The organism is Arthrobacter sp. TJ-240 (assembly GCF_058269195.1).
Window position 1 is genome coordinate 593,663 of sequence record NZ_JBZCNG010000002.1, and the last position, 16,489, is coordinate 610,151.

The following is a 16,489-nucleotide window of genomic DNA, read 5'->3' on the forward strand; positions in this document are numbered from 1 at the left end:
CGGACACCCCCTGTGGCAGGGTCCGGCCCAGTGGGCACAATCTCCGATTATTCCACAGCAGCGCCGTCAACCGCTAATGCGCGGTCCGCGTGAGCCTGCCGTCGACGACGTCGAACCCCGCCTCGCGGAGCGCCTTGAGGTCCGCCCTGGTCAGTGCGGCCGTGTCGACGGCGGCGAGCAGGTCGGGCCGACGGTCGGCCGTCCGGTAGAACTGCTCCAGGCGCCGCCACTGGGCGATCCGCGCGTGGTTGCCGCTGAGCAGCACCTCGGGGATGTCCCGGCCACGCCAGGAGGACGGCTTGGTGTACACCGGGTACTCGAGCAGCCCGTCGGCGTGGGACTCCTCGACGAGCGACTCGGGGTTGCCGACGACACCGGGGATGAGCCTGCCCACGGCCTCGACCATGGCGAGCACGGCCACTTCCCCGCCGTTGAGGACGTAGTCGCCGAGGGAGACCGGCCGGACGTCGAACTCCGCGCGCGCCCAGTCGATCGCGCGTTCGTCGATCCCCTCGTACCGCCCGCATGCGAAGACGAGGTGGTCGAGGTCCGCGAACTCGTGGGCCATGGCCTGGTCGAACACCGCGCCGGCGGGCGAGGGGACCACGAGGGTGGGCCGCTGCGGGGCCGCGGGTGCCTCGGTCAGGACGGCCTCGAGGGCCAGGGCCCACGGCTCGGCCTTCATCACCATGCCGGCGCCGCCGCCGTAGGGGGTGTCGTCCACCGTCCGGTGCCGGTCGGTCGTGAAGGCCCGCAGGTCGTGGATGCGCACGTCGAGCACGCCGTCCTGCCGCGCCTTGCCGATCAGGGACAGGTCGAGGGCGGCGAGGTACTCCGGGAAGATGGAGACGACGTCGATGCGCACTAGTCGCGCGCCTCGCCGGAGCCGACGTCGTCGCCGTCGTCCGGCGCCTGGTTGGCCCCGGGGGTGTTGAGGTCGAACAGTCCGGCGGGCGGCACGATGGCCACGAATCCCGCCTCCGGATCGACCTCCGGCACGATCTCGCCCACGAACGGCACGAGGGCCTCGTGCCCGTCGGTGAGCTCGACCACCAGGAGGTCCTGCACGGCCATGGTCCGCAGCCCGGTCACCCTGCCCACGGACCGGCCGTCCACCCGTGCGTCGAGGCCCACGAGCTCGTGCTCGTACCAGGCGTCGTCCTCGTCGTCGGACTCGGTGGTGTCGATGAACAGCTGGGCTCCGCGCAGCGTCTCGGCCTGGTTGCGGTCGGCGACCTGCTCGAACCCGACGATCAGGATGTCCTTGTTCCAGCGCGCGCGGACCACCGTGAGCTCCGTGACGGCGGCGCCCTCCACGCGGAAGGTCTCGCCGGCGTCGAACCGGTCCTCGGGTGCGTCGGTGAACAGCTGGACGGTCACCTCGCCCCGGATACCGTGCGGCTTGCCGATCCTCGCTACGAGTACGTCCATGGTGGTGCTCCTGCTGTCGCGTCGGTGGGTGGGACCGGGGGTCGTCCGGGTGGTGCATGAGATCGGCCCCACCACCATGTCCTGGTGATGGGGCCGATTCGGTTCGTGCCTGGCTCTGGGAGGGTCAGCCCCGGCGGCGGTCGGTGTCGACGACGTCGACGCGCACCGGCTCACCGTTCGCGAGGGCGGCGACCACCGTGCGCAGTGCGCGGGCGGTCCGCCCCTGGCGGCCGATCACGCGGCCGAGGTCCTCCTGGTGCACGCGCACCTCGAGCGTCTCGCCGCGACGGTTGTTCTTCGCGGAGACCCGGACGTCGTCCGGGTTGTCGACGATGCCGCGGACGAGGTGCTCCAGAGCTTCGGCGAGCAACCTACTCCGCCTCGGTTGCTTCCGTGGCGGCGTCGTCGTTCTTCTTCGCCTTCGGCGTGATGGCCTCGGGGACGATGACGGAACCCTTCTCGGGAGCCACGAACGACTCCTTGGCCGCCTTGGTCCTCAGGGTGCCTTCCTGGCCCTTGAGTCCCTTGAACTTCTGCCAGTCACCCGTGATCTTCAGCAGGACGGAGACCTGCTCGGTCGGCTGGGCGCCGACTCCCAGCCAGTACTGGGCACGCTCGGAGTTGATCTCGATGAACGAGGGCTCCTCGGTCGGGTTGTACTTGCCGATCTCTTCGAGGGCACGGCCGTCACGCTTGGAGCGTGCATCCATGACGACGACACGGTAGAACGGTGCGCGGATCTTGCCCATGCGCTTGAGGCGAATCTTTACGGCCACTTGTGTGGTCACTCCTTGTAAATGAAAAGGGGCGAACCCGTCGTCCTGCTCCCGTGGGGCGGGCCATTCGGAGGGGTTCAGAGGACACAATTCACGCACAGAGAGAGGGGCTGCACGGATCGAGTACGAGTCCATTGTGCCAGACAGGCGTAAATTAGGCGATTCAGGCGCGCTGTGCGCTGCCTCCTGACGAGGAGCACCGCGAGCGCCTGGACCCGGGCGCACCGGGCGCCACCCATCCCCCATGAGCAGGAGAACAGGAAACACCATGACTGACGTGACACGGACGCTCCAGGGTATCGAGATCCCCGTTCCGGAGGGCGCGGACGAGGAAGTGGCCGCCGCGGTCACCGGTATCTATACGGAGGGCATCATCGCGAAGAAGCAGGCCTTCTCCCGCGAATGGGCCGAACAGCTGCGCGAGGACATCGACGCGGCGTTCGAGGAGGCGCTGTCGCGCCCGAACGGCGCCGTGGGGCGGGGCCCGAAGCGCTACTACGTCGAGATCCACCCCGAGCAGCTGAGGGGCTGGCTCGAACTGGTGGACCACCCGTGGGTCCGCCTGGTCTGCGGATCCGTGCTCGGCCCGGACTACCAGATCGTGGAACTGGGCTTCGACGTGCCGGGCGCCGGCGCAGTCAACCAGCCATGGCACAGGGACTTCCCGATGCCCGACGAGACCCGGACGAACCGTCGCCTGACGTCGCTGGCGTTCAACGTGACCGCGGTCGACACGGAGGAGGACATGGGCCCCTTCGAGGTCGCGCCGACCACGCAGTGGGACCTCCCGGAGGGCTTCGACCACGAGATGTTCCCGCCGAAGGCCGCGTACCCGCGCTACGAGACACTGGCGCAGCGGAAGTTCCCGCAGATGGGTGACATCTCGGCACGCTCGGCCCTCACGATCCACCGGGGCACCCGCAACGAGTCGCAGAAGTCGAGGCCGGTGCTGGTGCTCGGCGTCGACGCCCCGGGGGCGGGCAATGCCGAGCACCACGACATGGCGGTCACCCGCGGGTTCTACGACTCGCTGCCCCAGCGCGTCCGCGACCACCTCAGCTGCCCGGTGGTCGAGACCCTGACCCCGATCACCCAGAAGCACTCGATCGAGGGGCTCATGATGGGCGAGGCCTGAGGCTCTAGGCGCGGTCCGCGACCTCCACCCGCAGGCGGTTGCGCCACGGGTCCTCGAAGCGCAGTTCGGCACCCGTGTGATGGCTTCCGATCCCGGCGGAGGCGAGGCGGTCGGCGAGGGCCGCCACCTCGTCGGCTGCCGGAACGCGGATGAGGACCTCACCGAGTCCGAGGGTGTCCTTCCGGGGGCCGGCATTCCTGCTGTTCCAGACGTTCACGGCCATGTGGTGGTGGTACCCGCCGGCCGAGACGAAGAGCGCCTGGTCGTGCCAGCCCGCGGTGCGCTCGAATCCGAGCACGTCGACGTAGAAGCGGCGCGCGGTGTCCACGTCGCCCACCTGGAGGTGCACGTGCCCCACCGTGGCGCTGCCCGACTCCGGCGAGGACGCCGCGGCCTCGGTGCGGTGCGTGCGGATGTACTCCCGAGGCGGTAGGGGCAGGCTGCCCATCGTGACCTCGCGATTGCCCCGTCCGTCGTCCGTCCACTGCCAGCCCGCGCGTGGCCGGTCGACGTACAGTTCGATGCCGTTGCCCTCGGGGTCGCTGAAGTAGAACGCCTCACTGACGAGGTGGTCGGCGCTGCCCACGTAGGCGCTCAGCGGGTGGCGGGCCGCGGAGGCGACGGCGGCCGCGAGGTCCGCGCGATCGGCGAAGAGGAGGGCGGTGTGGAACAGGCCCGCCTCGCCGCGGCTCGGGAGCCGCAGGTGCCGGGCCTCCTCGAGGCGGAGCACAGCGCTCCCCCGGCGGCCGAGCACGACGGCGTCGGGGCCGTCGACGAGCACCTCGAGGCCGAGGGCGGTGGCGTAGTAGCCGGACATGGAGGCCAGGTCGCCGACCTTCAGCGTCAGCGGACCCATGGCGGTGGCGGCGGGCAGGAGATCCTGGGCGGACATGCGACTCCTCGGGGTGCGGTCGTTGGTGTCCGGTACAACTCGTTGAAGCTTCAAGTTATTCCCCGACCGCTGCATCAGGGGGCGCGGGGCCTCGCCTCCCCGGACGGGGCGGCTCAGGCCGCCGCGTCCAGCCTTGCTGCCGCCAGGAACGCGCGGATCAGCGCGGCACCCTCCGCGGTGTCGTGCGGACGGTGGCCGCCCGGCGTGATGCGGTGGACGGCACCGGTGCCCGCGAGGTACTCGGCCACCTCCTCGTACAGCGGCTCCCACCCGCCCGTGAGCACGAGCGTCGGCACGCCGGGGACGATCGACAGGGGCGCCTCCCACGGAGGGCTCTGGAGCCGCAGCCGGGCGGCGTCGCGCCGCGCGTCGGGTGTGGCGGGCATGCGGGCGTCCGCGTCGAACACGCGGCGGACGAACGCCCGCAGGAAGTCGTCGTCGGACATGGCGGCCCGGTCCGCGAACAGGGGCGCCATCCGCGCGATGTGCGCGGCGGTCGCCGGGAGGTCCGCCGTCAGGGACAGGCAGGCGGGCTCGACCAGCGTGAGCGTGCGCACGAGGTCCGGGCGCTCGACGGCGAGCATCATGGCGGAGACGGCGCCCTGCGAGTGGGCGACGAGGTGGCCCCCGCCCCCGAGGGCCTCGGCGATGATGGCCTGGTCGCGACCGTGGTCGGTCGGGAGCGGTTCCTCCGCCGCCGAGAAGCCGTGCCGCCGGACGTACAGGCAGTCGTAGTCGAGGGACAGCCCGTGCTGGCGCGGCCAGGCAGCGGCACCGAAGGAACCGCTGCCGTGGACGAACACCACGCGCTCGAGCGCCATCACCGTCCCCCGACCCCCGTCGGGGGCCCACCGTCCGTCACGGAGGGCTACTTGCCGAGGAACTTGTCGAAGCCCTTGGGGAGGTTCATGGCCGACGGGTCGAAATCCTGCTGGCCGCCGAACGCCGCCCCGGTGGGCGCGGCGGTGCGGGCAGCTGCACGTCGTGCCTCGGCTTCCTGCAGTTCCTGCGCGGCCTTCGCGGGGTTGCCCGAGCGGGGCTTCTTCTTGCCCTTCGCGGCTGCCGCCTTCTTGCGCGGACCACCGAAGCCGCCGGGTCCGGCCATGCCGGGCATCCCCGGGATGCCACCGCCGGAGGCCATCTTCCGCATCATCTTCTGCGCCTGGCCGAACCGTTCCAGCAGCCCGTTCACCTCGGACACGTGCACGCCGGAACCGCGCGCGATCCTCGCGCGGCGCGAGCCGTTGATGATCTTCGGCGCCAGGCGTTCGTGCGGGGTCATCGAGCGGACGATCGCCTCGACGCGGTCGATCTCCCGCTCGTCGAAGTTCTCCAGCTGCTCCCGCATGTTGGCCGCACCCGGCATCATCATGAGCATCTTCTTCATGGAGCCCATGTTGCGGATCTGCTGCATCTGGGCGAGGAAGTCGTCGAGGGTGAAGTCCTCCTGGTCGGCGAACTTCTTCGCCATCCGGGCGGCTTCGTCCTTGTCCCAGGACTGCTCGGCCTGCTCGATCAGGGTCAGGATGTCGCCCATGTCGAGGATGCGCGAGGCCATCCTGTCCGGGTGGAACAGTTCGAAGTCGCCCAGTCCCTCGCCCGTGGAGGCGAACATGACGGGCTTCCCCGTGACGGAGGCGACCGAGAGGGCGGCGCCGCCGCGGGCATCGCCGTCGAGCTTGGTCAGCACGACGCCGGTGAAGTCCACGCCCTCGTTGAAGGCGAGCGCGGTGTTGACGGCGTCCTGGCCGATCATCGCGTCGATGACGAACAGCACCTCGTCCGGGCTGATCGCGGCGCGGATGTCCGCGGCCTGCTGCATGAGCTCGGCGTCCACGCCGAGGCGTCCGGCGGTGTCCACGATGACGACGTCGTGGAGCCGGGCGCGGGCCTCGGCGACACCCTGGCGGGCGACGGCGACGGGGTCGCCGGTGGCGGCCTCGAACTCGGAGCTGACGCCGGGGTGCGGGGCGTACACGGGGACGCCGGCGCGCTCACCATTGACCTGGAGCTGCCGGACGGCGTTGGGGCGCTGGAGGTCACACGCGACGAGCAGCGGGCTGTGGCCCTGGCCCTTGAGCCACTTGGACAGCTTCCCGGCGAGGGTGGTCTTTCCCGCACCCTGCAGGCCGGCGAGCATGATGACGGTCGGCGGGTTCTTCGCGAGCCGGAGGCGGCGCGTCTCCCCGCCGAGGATCCCCACGAGTTCCTCGTTGACGATCTTGACGACCTGCTGGCCCGGATTCAGTGCCTGGGAGACCTCGAGGCCGAGGGCGCGCTCCTTGACCGCGGCCGTGAAGGCGCGGACCACGGGCACCGCGACGTCGGCGTCGAGCAGGGCGCGCCTGATCTCGCGGACCGTCGCGTCGATGTCCGCCTCGGTGAGGCGGCCTTTGCCGCGGAGGTTCTTGAAGGTCGCAGTCAGCCGGTCGGAGAGTGAATTGAACACGTGCCGTGCACTTCTTTCATCGGGAAGGATGGAGACTCAACTCCCTAGGGTATCAACTGGGACCCCCGGAAGGACGACCCCGCGGAGCCGCCTTCGAGCCGTCCGGCGCAATTGCGCCCGCATTGTCGGAGAGCAGGACACCTGCGGGGATAAGTGGCAAGGTGAAGAGGTGGACACTGAACTGCTCGCCGAACACAACACCATCCCCGCCGACGCCGAGACGCGCGTGCGGACGCTGCTGATCCTGGGTGCCTCCGGTGACCTGACGGGCCGGCTCCTGCTGCCGGGGCTCGCAAGGCTCATCCGCCTCGGGCGCGCCGACGGGCTGCGGCTCGTGGGCGCCGGGTCCGACGACTGGACGGACGAGCAGTGGCGTGAGCGCCTCGACGGCGCCTTCGCCGCCGCCATGGAGAAGGCGGACGAGCGCGGGCGCGCGGCGCTGCAGCAGGTCCGGGACGACAGCTCCTACCGCCTCATCGACGTCACCCAGGACGGCCTGGCCGCGCTCGTCGACACCCTCGAGGGGCCGGTGGCGATCTATTTCGCGCTCCCGCCCGCCGTCAGCCAGATGGCCTGCAGCGCCCTGGGCTCGAATTCCCTGCCGAAGAGCACACGCCTCGTGATGGAGAAGCCGTTCGGCACGGACCAGGCCAGCGCGCACCGCCTCAACGCCAAGCTCTCGAAGCTCGTCCCGGAGCAGAACATCCACCGCGTGGACCACTTCCTCGGCAAGGCGACCGTGTTCAACATCCTCGGCCTGCGGTTCGCCAACCGCATCCTGGAGCCGGTGTGGAACAACCTGCACATCGAGAAGGTCGAGATCATCTTCGACGAGGACCTCGCCCTCGAGAACCGCGCCCGCTACTACGACGGCGCAGGCGCGCTGCGCGACATGATCCAGAGCCACCTGCTCCACGTGATGGCGCTGCTGGCGCTCAACGCGCCGTCGACCCTGCACGAGCGCGACCTGCGCGACCACATCGGGTCGGTCCTCCGGGCGAGCTCCGTGCACCTCGACGCTCCGGGCAGCAGCCGCCGCGCGCGGTACACGGCGGGCACGATCGGCGATCGGCGGATCGTCGACTACACCGCCGAATCCGGCGTGGATGCCGCCAGGGGCACCGAGACACTCGCGGAGATCACGGTGTCCATCAACAACGAGCGGTGGTCGGGCGTCCCGTTCGTCCTGCGCTCCGGCAAGGCGCTCGGCGTCAAGCGCAAGGAGGCGGTCATCACGTTCCGGCCGGTCAGCCACCTGCCGGTCGGGTTCACGGGCCAGGACGCGCCGACGAAGCTGCGCATCGGGTTCGGGCCCGACACCCTGCAGCTGGAACTCGACGTGAACGGGCCCGGTGACATCTTCTCGCTGGACCGGGCCACCCTCAGCGCGGACCTCAACGAGTCGGACCTGCTCCCCTACGGCGAGGTGCTCGACGGCGTCCTGGCGGGCGACCCGACCCTCTCCGTCCGGGGCGACACGGCCGAGGACTGCTGGCGCATCGTGGAACCCGTCCTCACCGCGTGGGCACAGGACCGGGTGCCCCTCGAGGAGTACACCGCAGGATCGGCGGGCCCCGACACCTGGCCGTCGTCGCACGGCCGGGCCTGAGCCCTCCGGCATGCACACGAAAGAACGGAAGGGCCGCCGGGGTGGCGGCCCTTCCGTTCTGTGGTGCACGCGCCGGCCGGCGCTGTCCCGGCCTAGAGGGCTGCTTCCCCCCGCTCGCCGGTGCGGACGCGGACGGCCTCCTCGACCGGGATGACCCACACCTTGCCGTCGCCTGCGCGGCCCGTGTTGGCGGTGGAGACGAGGACATCGACGATGTCGGTGACCCAGGCGTCTGCAACGAGGACCTCGACGCGCGCTTTCTGCAGGAGATCCACGGTGTACTCGGCGCCCCGGTAGACCTCGGTGTGGCCGCGCTGGCGGCCGTAGCCGCTGGCCTGGCTGACCGTGAGGCCCTGGACGCCGTAGTTCTCGAGGGCCCCCCGGACGCCGTCGAGCTTGTCGGGACGGACGATCGCTGTGACCAGTTTCATGAATTTACGCCCTCCGTGACGTTCTGCTGGGTGGTCTGAGGTTCTGCTGACTTCCGCTGCCCGAACATCTGCTCGGCGAAGGGGTGGAAGGACCCACCCACGCCGAGCCCGCCGAACTCGTAGGCGGTCTCGGCGTGCTCCGAGAGGTCGACGCCGGACACCTCGCTGTCGGAGCTGATGCGGAAGCCGATGGTCTTGTGGATGGCCAGACCGATGATCGCGGTCATGACCGCGGACAGGGCGATGGCGATCGCCGCCGCCACGACCTGGGCGACGAGCTGGCCCGGGCCGGCGCCGTAGAACAGTCCACCGACCCCGTCGACGGGCATCATGATGAACCCGAGGGACAGCGTGCCGACGATCCCGGCGACGAGGTGGACGGCGACGACATCGAGCGAGTCGTCGAAGCCCAGGCGGTACTTGATGCCGACGGCGAGGGCGCACAGTGCACCCGAGACGATGCCCAGGCCCACGGCCCCCACCGGGCTGACGTTGGCGCAGGCGGGGGTGATGGCCACGAGGCCGGCGACGATGCCGGAGGCTGCGCCGAGGGATGTCGGCCTGCCGTCGCGGATGCGTTCCGTCACGAGCCAGCCCACCATCGCGGCGGCGGGGGCGGCCATGGTGTTGACCCAGATGAGGCCGGCCTCCTCGGCCGAGCCCGCCGCGCCACCGTTGAAGCCGAACCAGCCGAACCACAGCAGGGCCGCGCCGAGCATCACGAACGGGATGTTGTGGGGGCGCTGCGCGGGGTCCTTGCCGAAGCCCTGGCGCTTGCCGAGGATCAGGGCGAGGACGAGCGCCGCGACACCGGCGCTGATGTGCACCACGGTGCCGCCCGCGAAGTCGACGGCCTCTCCGACGGCGCCGCCCACGGCGCCGTCGGCGCTGAGGAGCCCGCCGCCCCACACCATGAACGCGAGGGGGCAGTACACGGCCGTGACCCAGATGGGCACGAAGAGCGTCCAGGCGCCGAACTTGGCGCGGTCGGCGATCGCACCGCTGATGAGCGCCACGGTGATGATGGCGAACGTGGCTCCGTAGCCGGCGCCGATCAGGTCCTCGGTGCCGATGAGATTCGTCAGGCCGAACGAGGCGAACGGGTTGCCGAAGAGCTGCGCGACGCCGTCCCCGCCCGTCATGGAGTAGCCCCAGAGGACCCAGACGATCCCCACGAGGCCGACCGCGATGAAGCTCATCATCATCATGTTGAGGGCGGCCTTGGCGCGGGTCATGCCGCCGTAGAAGAAGGCGAGGCCGGGGGTCATGAGTAGTACGAGGGCGGCTGAGATCATCACCCAGACATGGCCTGCTGTCAGATCCATCGAACGCTGTCCTTCCGAAGAGGGCGGGGACTTCCCGCCCTTCCAGAATGCGTTGCGCGTGTTTCCGGCTGCTGGGTGTCGTGTTGCGCGCAGGTTACGGAGATCGGGTCCGGGTAAAAGACGCGTGACACGCGTGTTTCGGACAGGTTTCGCGTCGGCCGGCGACGCCGTCGCAGCTCTCGGCGGGCCCCTCGGCGGTCCCCTAGGCGAGCAGTGCGTCGACGAAGCCCTCGGCGTCGAACGGGGCGAGGTCGTCCGCGCCCTCACCGAGACCGATCAGCTTGACCGGGACGCCGAGACTGCGCTGGATGGCCACCACGATGCCGCCCTTCGCCGTCCCGTCGAGCTTGGTCAGGACGATGCCGGTGATGTTCACGACCTCGGCGAACACGCGGGCCTGGCTGAGGCCGTTCTGCCCCGTCGTCGCGTCGAGGACCAGGAGTACCTCGTCGACGGTGCCCTGCTTCTCGACCACGCGCTTGACCTTGCCGAGCTCGTCCATGAGGCCCACCTTGTTCTGCAGGCGCCCGGCGGTGTCGATCAGGACGACGTCGACCTCCTGTTCGATGCCGGCCTTCACGGCCTCGAACGCGACCGACGCGGGGTCGGCGCCGTCGACGTCGGACTTGACGGTCGGTACGCCCACGCGCGCCCCCCAGGTGGCGAGCTGCTCGGCGGCGGCGGCGCGGAAGGTGTCCGCTGCCCCGAGGATGACGTCCTTGTCGTCGGCGACGAGGACCCGGGCCAGCTTGCCGACCGTGGTGGTCTTGCCGACGCCGTTGACGCCGACGACCATCACGATGGCGGGCCGGTCGGCGTGGCGCAGCGTCGCGAGGGAGCGGTCCATCGACGGGTCGACCAGTTTGATGAGCTCCTCCCGGAGCATGTCCTTGACCTCCGCGGCGTCGCGGCTGCCGGCCACCTTGACACGCTCGCGCAGGGCGTCGACGAGCTCCATGGTCGGCTCGGTGCCGAGGTCCGCCAGGAGGAGTGTCTCCTCGACCTCGTCCCAGACGTCCTCGTCGATCGTGTCGCGCGACAGCAGCGCGAGGAGGCCCTTGCCGAGGGCGTTGTTGGACCGCACGAGGCGGGCGCGCAGGCGGGCGAGCCTGCCCTGCACGGGGTCGACCGTGTCGAACTGCGGCCGGGCCGGCGCCTCGTCGAGACCGCTGAGGTCGTCGGGAACGAGCACATCGGTGGTCACGCCGTCCGGGCGGTCGAGGACATCGGTGGACGTCGCACCGTGGGCGCCGCCGGCCTCCAGGTCATCCGGATCGCGCGGTGACGGGTAGAGCCCCGGGGGCGTGCGGCGGCCGCGGACGAGGAGGGTCGCGACCGACCCGATCACGACGATCGCGAGGATGACGAAGATGACAGGCAGGAGGAGTTCGTTCACCGATCCACCTTCTCATACGGGCCGATTGAGCATCCCGGCGCGCGGGTGACAGAATTCAGGGACCATGGCCGGATTCCCTCGCGCGCGCGCCCCATTCCCGCAACGACCCGGGCAGGCGGACCGCGAGCGTATCCCCCGCGAGATCAGGGTGCTCATCGCGGCGGCCTTCGTCATCGCCATCGGGTTCGGCCTCGTGGCCCCGATCCTCCCTCAGTTCGCCCGGAGCTTCGACGTGGGGGTCACGGCGGCCTCGGTGATCGTCAGCGCGTTCGCCTTCACCCGGCTGGTGTTCGCGCCGGCGGGCGGGTGGCTCGTGGAGCGGCTCGGCGAGCGTCCCGTGTACATCGTCGGCCTGCTCATCGTCGCCCTGTCCACCGCGGCCTGCGCCTTCGCGGGCGACTACTGGCAGCTCCTCGTCTTCCGCGGCCTCGGCGGCATCGGGTCGACCATGTTCACCGTGTCGGCGATGGGCCTGATCGTCCGGCTCGCGCCGCCGTCCATCCGGGGTCGTGTCTCGGGCGCCTACGCGACCGCCTTCCTGCTCGGGAGCATCGGCGGTCCCATCCTCGGCGGGCTGCTCGCCGGGTTCGGGCTGCGCGTGCCGTTCCTCGTCTACGCGGGGGCTCTCCTCGTCGCCTCGGCCGTGGTCTTCTTCCAGCTCAAGGGCACCTCGCTCGCGGACCGCCAGGCGGCCCGGGACATCGCCCCCCTGACCGTCCGCGACGCCGTCAGGGACTCCGCCTACCGCGCGGCCCTCGTGTCCAGCTTCGCCAACGGGTGGTCCTCGTTCGGCATCCGCATGGCCCTCGTGCCGCTGTTCGCCGCCGCGGTGCTGGGCGCCGGGCCGCAGATCGCCGGCATCTCCCTCGCGTTCTTCGCCGCGGGCACGGCGCTCGCCCTGACCGTCTCCGGACGCCTCGCCGACACCGTCGGCCGGAAGCCCCTCGTGGTCACCGGGCTGCTGGTCAACGGCGCCGCCATGGCGGCGCTCGGGTACTCGGGGAACGTCGTCGTGTTCCTCGCCGTGTGCGTCGTGGGCGGCGTGGGGACGGGCCTGCTGAACCCGGCGCAGCAGGCCGCCGTCGCGGACGTCATCGGCAACGACCGCAGCGGCGGGAAGGTGCTCGCGGGCTTCCAGATGAGCTCCGACCTGGGCGCGATCTTCGGCCCCATCGTGGCGGGCATCATCATCGACCGGCTCTTCGTCGGCTCCTACGACCTCGCCTTCGTGGTGACCGGCGGCCTCGCCGTCGTCGCCGCGGCAGTGTGGCTCGCGGCGCGGGAGACGCTCCCCGCGGCGGCCCGCCCGGCCCCGGACGGTCCGGTCAGCTGAGCGCCGGTTCCACCGCGGCGTCCAGGCGCTGGCTGATCACGGTGGACACGCCGTCGCCGCGCATCGTGACGCCGTAGAGCGCGTCCGCCACCTCCATGGTGCGCTTCTGGTGGGTGATGATGATCAGCTGGCTGGACTCCCGCAGTTCCCGGAAGATCGTGAGGAGCCGGCCCAGGTTGGTGTCGTCGAGGGCCGCCTCCACCTCGTCCATGACGTAGAACGGCGAGGGCCGCGCCTTGAAGATCGCGACGAGGAGTGCCACGGCCGTCAGGGAGCGCTCCCCGCCCGAGAGGAGGGACAGCCGCTTGATCTTCTTGCCCGCAGGCCGGGCCTCGACCTCGATCCCCGTGGTGAGCATGTCCGAGGGGTCGGTGAGGACCAGCCGGCCCTCACCGCCCGGGAACAGCGTCGCGAAGACGCGCTCGAACTGCGCGGCGGTGTCCTGGAAGGCCGCCGTGAAGACCTGCTCCACACGCTCGTCGACATCCCGGATGATGTCCAGGAGGTCCTTCCGGGTGGCCTTGAGGTCGGCCAGCTGCTCGCTGAGGAACTGGTGCCGCTCCTCGAGCGCGGCGAACTCCTCGAGCGCCAGCGGGTTCACCTTCCCGAGGGCCGCCAGGTCCCTTTCGGCGCGCCTGAGCCTCTTCTCCTGCTGCTCGCGCACGAACGGCACGCCCACCGGCACGGGGTTGCCGTCGTCGTCGACCGGCGCCCGCAGGGCGGCCCACTTGTCCTCCGGCGCCGCGTCCGCAGGTACGGGCAGGTGCGGACCGAACTCGTCGACGAGGTGGTCCGGGGTCAGTCCCAGCTCCTCGATGGCCCGGTCCTCGAGGGCCTCGATCCTGAGCCTCTGCTGCGTGCGGGCGATCTCGTCGCGGTGCACGGAATCGGTCAACCGCGCGAGGTCGACGGCGAGGTCCGCGGTGGCCCTGCGCACCTGCCGGAGTTCGGCGTCCTGCTCCTCGCGCAGGCGCTCGGCGGCGTCGCGGTGGTCGGCGGCCGCGGCGACGGAGGCGGCGGCGGCGCGCTCGGCGCGGCGTGCGGCCGTGGCGACGGCAGCGGCCTTGCGGGCCTGCGCTGCGCGGATCCTCGCCTTCTCGGCGGCCTGCTCCCGTGCGCGGCGCTCGGACTGGGCGGCGCGTTCGAGCGATGCGGCGCGGTTGGTGAGCGCGGAGAGCTGCTCCTCCCGGCCACGGAGTGCCAGACGGGCGTCGAGTTCGGCCTGCCGGGCGTCGACGGCGGCGCGCTGCAGGGCGTCGCGCTGCTCGGTGGAGGGCTCGGCCTCGACGGGCTGCTCCTGCAGGTCCTGCAGGCGCCGGGCGGCCTCCTGCAGTTTCGCCTCCTCCTGGACGAGGTTCGCCTCGGCGGCGCGCACCAGGGAAGCGAGGCGTTCCGCCTCGCCGGCTGCCGAGCGGAGGGTCGCGTTCAGCTGGCCGAGCTTCTCGGCACCGGCCGCCATCCGGGCGTCGGATTCGTGGAGGCGTTCCAGGGCCGCGTCCACGCGCTGCTGGGCGGACTGCCGGCGTGCGGTGACGGCGGACAGCCGGAACCGCAGGCGCTCGGTCGCGGCGGCGGCCTCCGAGAGGTCAGCCTCCGTCCGATCGGCCGCTGCCCGCACTTCGAGGTAACCGGCGGCCCCTGGCGTCCCGCCGCGCGCGGTGTACCGGGACAGCAGGTCGCCGTCACGCGTGACGGCCACGGACGCCGTCCCGTCCTCCACCAGGCGGGCGGCCCGGGCGAGGTCCTCGACGATGACGACGCCGGCCAGGAGGTCGTCGACAGCGGGCCGGACAGCGGCCGGTACGGTCACGACGTCCAGGGCGGGCACCGGCGCGTCGTGCGCCGGGGATGCCGGGTATGGGGGGGATGCCGGGGGCCCGTCGTGCCCCGGCTCGCCGGGTGCGACGACGAGCGACACCTGCCCGGCGTCGTCGTGCTTGAGGAATTCCAGGGCGCGGACGGCTGCCGGGACGCTGTCGACGGTGACGGCGTCCGCGGCGTGGGCGAGTGCCGCGGCGACGGCCTTCTCGAAGCCCGGCACCACGTGGAGGAGCTGAGCGAGCGGCGAGCCCACGCCGTCGAGTGCTGCGGCGAGGAGTGCCGCCGAGCCGTCGCGCTGCTGCAGGCCCTCACGCTGCGCCTCGAGCCGGGCCGCGAGGGCGCCGCGCGCGCGGTCGGCCGCACGCTCCTCTTCGACGAGGGCCTCCCGCTCCTCGGTGGCGGCCGCCAGGACGGCGGCGGCGTCCTCGTACTCCGCGTCGAGCCCTTCCTCCCCCTGCTCGGCGCCGGCCACCTGGGTCTCGAGGGCCGCGAAATCGCGTTGGGCGGTCCGGCGCCGTTCGTCGGCGGCGGTGATGGATGCCCGGAGGCGGCCGAGTTCGGCGACGGCGGACTCGACGCGTGAGCGAGCCGCACCTACGGTTCCCGCGAGCCGCGCGTCGCCCTCGCGCCGGTCCGCCGCGGCCCGGAGGAGCCGCGCGAGCCGCGCGTCCTCGGCGGAGGAGGCCTCCTCGGCCGCCCGGCGCGCAGCGAGGGTGTGCTCGAGGGCGCGCGTGAGCGATGCGACCTCCTCCTGCAGGACCCCCACCTCGGTGCGGAGACGCTCGGCCTGCCGGTCCAGGTGGTCGGGGTCGCGGCCCTGGTCCGGTTCGGTGCCGCCCTGCCCGAGGAGGGAGCCCCGGTCCTCGGCGCGGTCCGCAAGTGCCGCGAGCTTCTCCCGGACGCTCGAGAGCGCGTACCACGTCTCCCGGGCTCGGTTGAGCGCCGGGACGGACGCGGCGGCGGCCTGCTCGAGGTGCGCCTGACGTTCCTGGGCGGCGCCGAGCTCCGCCTCGACCTCCTCGCGGCGCGCCTGCAGCGCCGCCTCGGCCGCGGTGTCGCGTGCAAGACCCGCTCGCAGGGTGACGAGGTCGTCGGCGAGCAGGCGCGACCGCGCGTCCCGGACGGCGAACTGCACCTGCTGGGCCCTACGGGCCACCTCGGCCTGCTTCCCGAGGGGTGTCAGCTGCCGCCGCAGCTCCGCTGTGAGATCGGACAGCCGCGCGAGGTTCGCCTGCATTGCATCGAGCTTCCGGACGGTCTTCTCGCGGCGGCGACGGTGCTTCAGGATCCCGGCGGCCTCCTCGATGAAGCCGCGCCGGTCCTCGGGTGTGGCGTGCAGCACCTTGTCGAGCTGGCCCTGGCCGACGATCACGTGCATCTCCCGGCCCAGCCCGGAGTCGGAGAGCAGCTCCTGGATGTCGAGCAGCCGGCAGCTCCTGCCGTTGATCGCGTACTCCGAGCCGCCCGCCCTGAAGAGCGTGCGGCTGATGGTGACCTCGGTGTACTCGATGGGGAGGGCGCCGTCGCTGTTGTCGATGGTGAGCGACACCTGCGCCCTGCCCAGCGGGGCCCGGCCGGCCGCGCCGGACGTCCCCGCGAAGATGACGTCCTCCATCTTGCCGCCGCGCAGCGTCTTGGCGCCCTGCTCCCCCATCACCCAGGCGAGCGCGTCCACCACGTTCGACTTGCCGGAGCCGTTGGGCCCCACGACGGCGGTGACGCCGGGTTCGAAGTCGAAGGTGGTCGCCGAGGCGAAAGACTTGAACCCTCGCACGGTTAGACTCTTCAGATGCACGGTGTCAGGATCTCCAGGTGGTGTAGGACCTCCCCAATCTACTGGAACCCACCGACGATGCCGGGCACCGGGCACGGAGCGGGGACCGCACGGAGC

General features: G+C 71.5%; 14 protein-coding genes. 3 read left to right on the forward strand and 11 right to left on the reverse strand.

The features are described from left to right. Positions 1-73: 73 nt before the first annotated feature. From trmD to rpsP, 4 genes are all read right to left on the reverse strand, one after another. Positions 74-865, reverse strand: coding sequence for a tRNA (guanosine(37)-N1)-methyltransferase TrmD (gene trmD / locus AC4D2C_RS07530; protein WP_490913813.1), 792 nt, complete (start codon positions 863-865; stop codon positions 74-76). Next, positions 865-1,431 carry a ribosome maturation factor RimM gene (gene rimM, locus AC4D2C_RS07535; RefSeq protein WP_490913814.1) on the reverse strand — a complete coding sequence of 189 codons (567 nt, stop codon included), beginning with the start codon at positions 1,429-1,431 and terminating at the stop codon, positions 865-867. Before rimM ends, trmD begins: the two co-directional genes overlap by 1 nt. 124 nt (positions 1,432-1,555) lie before the next feature. Continuing rightward, the gene (locus tag AC4D2C_RS07540) at positions 1,556-1,801 is read right to left on the reverse strand and encodes an RNA-binding protein (RefSeq protein ID WP_104050540.1); all 246 of its coding nucleotides are present in this window, start codon (positions 1,799-1,801) and stop codon (positions 1,556-1,558) included. Between the two features lies 1 nt (position 1,802). Continuing rightward, positions 1,803-2,207 (reverse strand): 30S ribosomal protein S16, encoded by a 405-nt coding sequence (gene rpsP, locus AC4D2C_RS07545; protein WP_334210237.1) that lies wholly within the window; start codon positions 2,205-2,207, stop codon positions 1,803-1,805. Between the two features lie 268 nt (positions 2,208-2,475). On the opposite strand from rpsP, the gene AC4D2C_RS07550 reads away from it, so the two are divergent. Beyond that, positions 2,476-3,342, forward strand: a complete 867-nt coding sequence (locus AC4D2C_RS07550; RefSeq protein ID WP_490913815.1) for a phytanoyl-CoA dioxygenase family protein — start codon at positions 2,476-2,478, stop codon at positions 3,340-3,342. A 4-nt stretch (positions 3,343-3,346) separates the two neighbouring features. Here the strand turns inward: AC4D2C_RS07550 and AC4D2C_RS07555 are convergent, their stop codons facing one another. The 3 genes from AC4D2C_RS07555 to ffh all read right to left on the reverse strand — a co-directional run bounded on the left by AC4D2C_RS07555 (position 3,347) and on the right by ffh (position 6,683). Beyond that, positions 3,347-4,234 carry a VOC family protein gene (locus AC4D2C_RS07555; protein ID WP_490913816.1) on the reverse strand — a complete coding sequence of 296 codons (888 nt, stop codon included), beginning with the start codon at positions 4,232-4,234 and terminating at the stop codon, positions 3,347-3,349. 113 nt (positions 4,235-4,347) lie between these two features. Continuing rightward, positions 4,348-5,055, reverse strand: a complete 708-nt coding sequence (locus tag AC4D2C_RS07560) for an alpha/beta fold hydrolase (protein ID WP_490913817.1) — start codon at positions 5,053-5,055, stop codon at positions 4,348-4,350. Positions 5,056-5,102: 47 nt separating this feature from the next. Beyond that, positions 5,103-6,683 carry a signal recognition particle protein gene (gene ffh / locus AC4D2C_RS07565; RefSeq protein WP_490907870.1) on the reverse strand — a complete coding sequence of 527 codons (1,581 nt, stop codon included), beginning with the start codon at positions 6,681-6,683 and terminating at the stop codon, positions 5,103-5,105. Between the two features lie 169 nt (positions 6,684-6,852). Between ffh and AC4D2C_RS07570 the strand changes: the two genes are divergently transcribed. Beyond that, complete coding sequence (locus AC4D2C_RS07570) at positions 6,853-8,292, forward strand: glucose-6-phosphate dehydrogenase (protein WP_490913818.1); 1,440 nt, start codon at positions 6,853-6,855, stop codon at positions 8,290-8,292. Positions 8,293-8,384: 92 nt separating this feature from the next. Here the strand turns inward: AC4D2C_RS07570 and AC4D2C_RS07575 are convergent, their stop codons facing one another. The 3 genes from AC4D2C_RS07575 to ftsY form a co-directional block, all read right to left on the reverse strand. Continuing rightward, entirely contained in the window at positions 8,385-8,723 is a 339-nt protein-coding gene (locus AC4D2C_RS07575) for a P-II family nitrogen regulator (protein ID WP_043445797.1), read from the reverse strand. Continuing rightward, positions 8,720-10,048, reverse strand: a complete 1,329-nt coding sequence (locus AC4D2C_RS07580) for an ammonium transporter (RefSeq protein ID WP_490913819.1) — start codon at positions 10,046-10,048, stop codon at positions 8,720-8,722. The genes AC4D2C_RS07575 and AC4D2C_RS07580 overlap by 4 nt, the downstream gene beginning before the upstream one ends. 202 nt (positions 10,049-10,250) lie before the next feature. Next, positions 10,251-11,444 carry a signal recognition particle-docking protein FtsY gene (ftsY, locus tag AC4D2C_RS07585; RefSeq protein WP_490913820.1) on the reverse strand — a complete coding sequence of 398 codons (1,194 nt, stop codon included), beginning with the start codon at positions 11,442-11,444 and terminating at the stop codon, positions 10,251-10,253. Between the two features lie 64 nt (positions 11,445-11,508). Here ftsY and AC4D2C_RS07590 point away from each other — a divergent pair, with 64 nt between their 5' ends. Further along, positions 11,509-12,777 (forward strand): MFS transporter, encoded by a 1,269-nt coding sequence (locus AC4D2C_RS07590; protein ID WP_490913821.1) that lies wholly within the window; start codon positions 11,509-11,511, stop codon positions 12,775-12,777. On the opposite strand, the gene smc is transcribed toward AC4D2C_RS07590, so the two are convergent. After that, positions 12,770-16,393, reverse strand: a complete 3,624-nt coding sequence (smc, locus tag AC4D2C_RS07595; RefSeq protein ID WP_490913823.1) for a chromosome segregation protein SMC — start codon at positions 16,391-16,393, stop codon at positions 12,770-12,772. The two genes, AC4D2C_RS07590 and smc, sit on opposite strands and share 8 nt — an antisense overlap. Positions 16,394-16,489 lie beyond the last annotated feature (96 nt).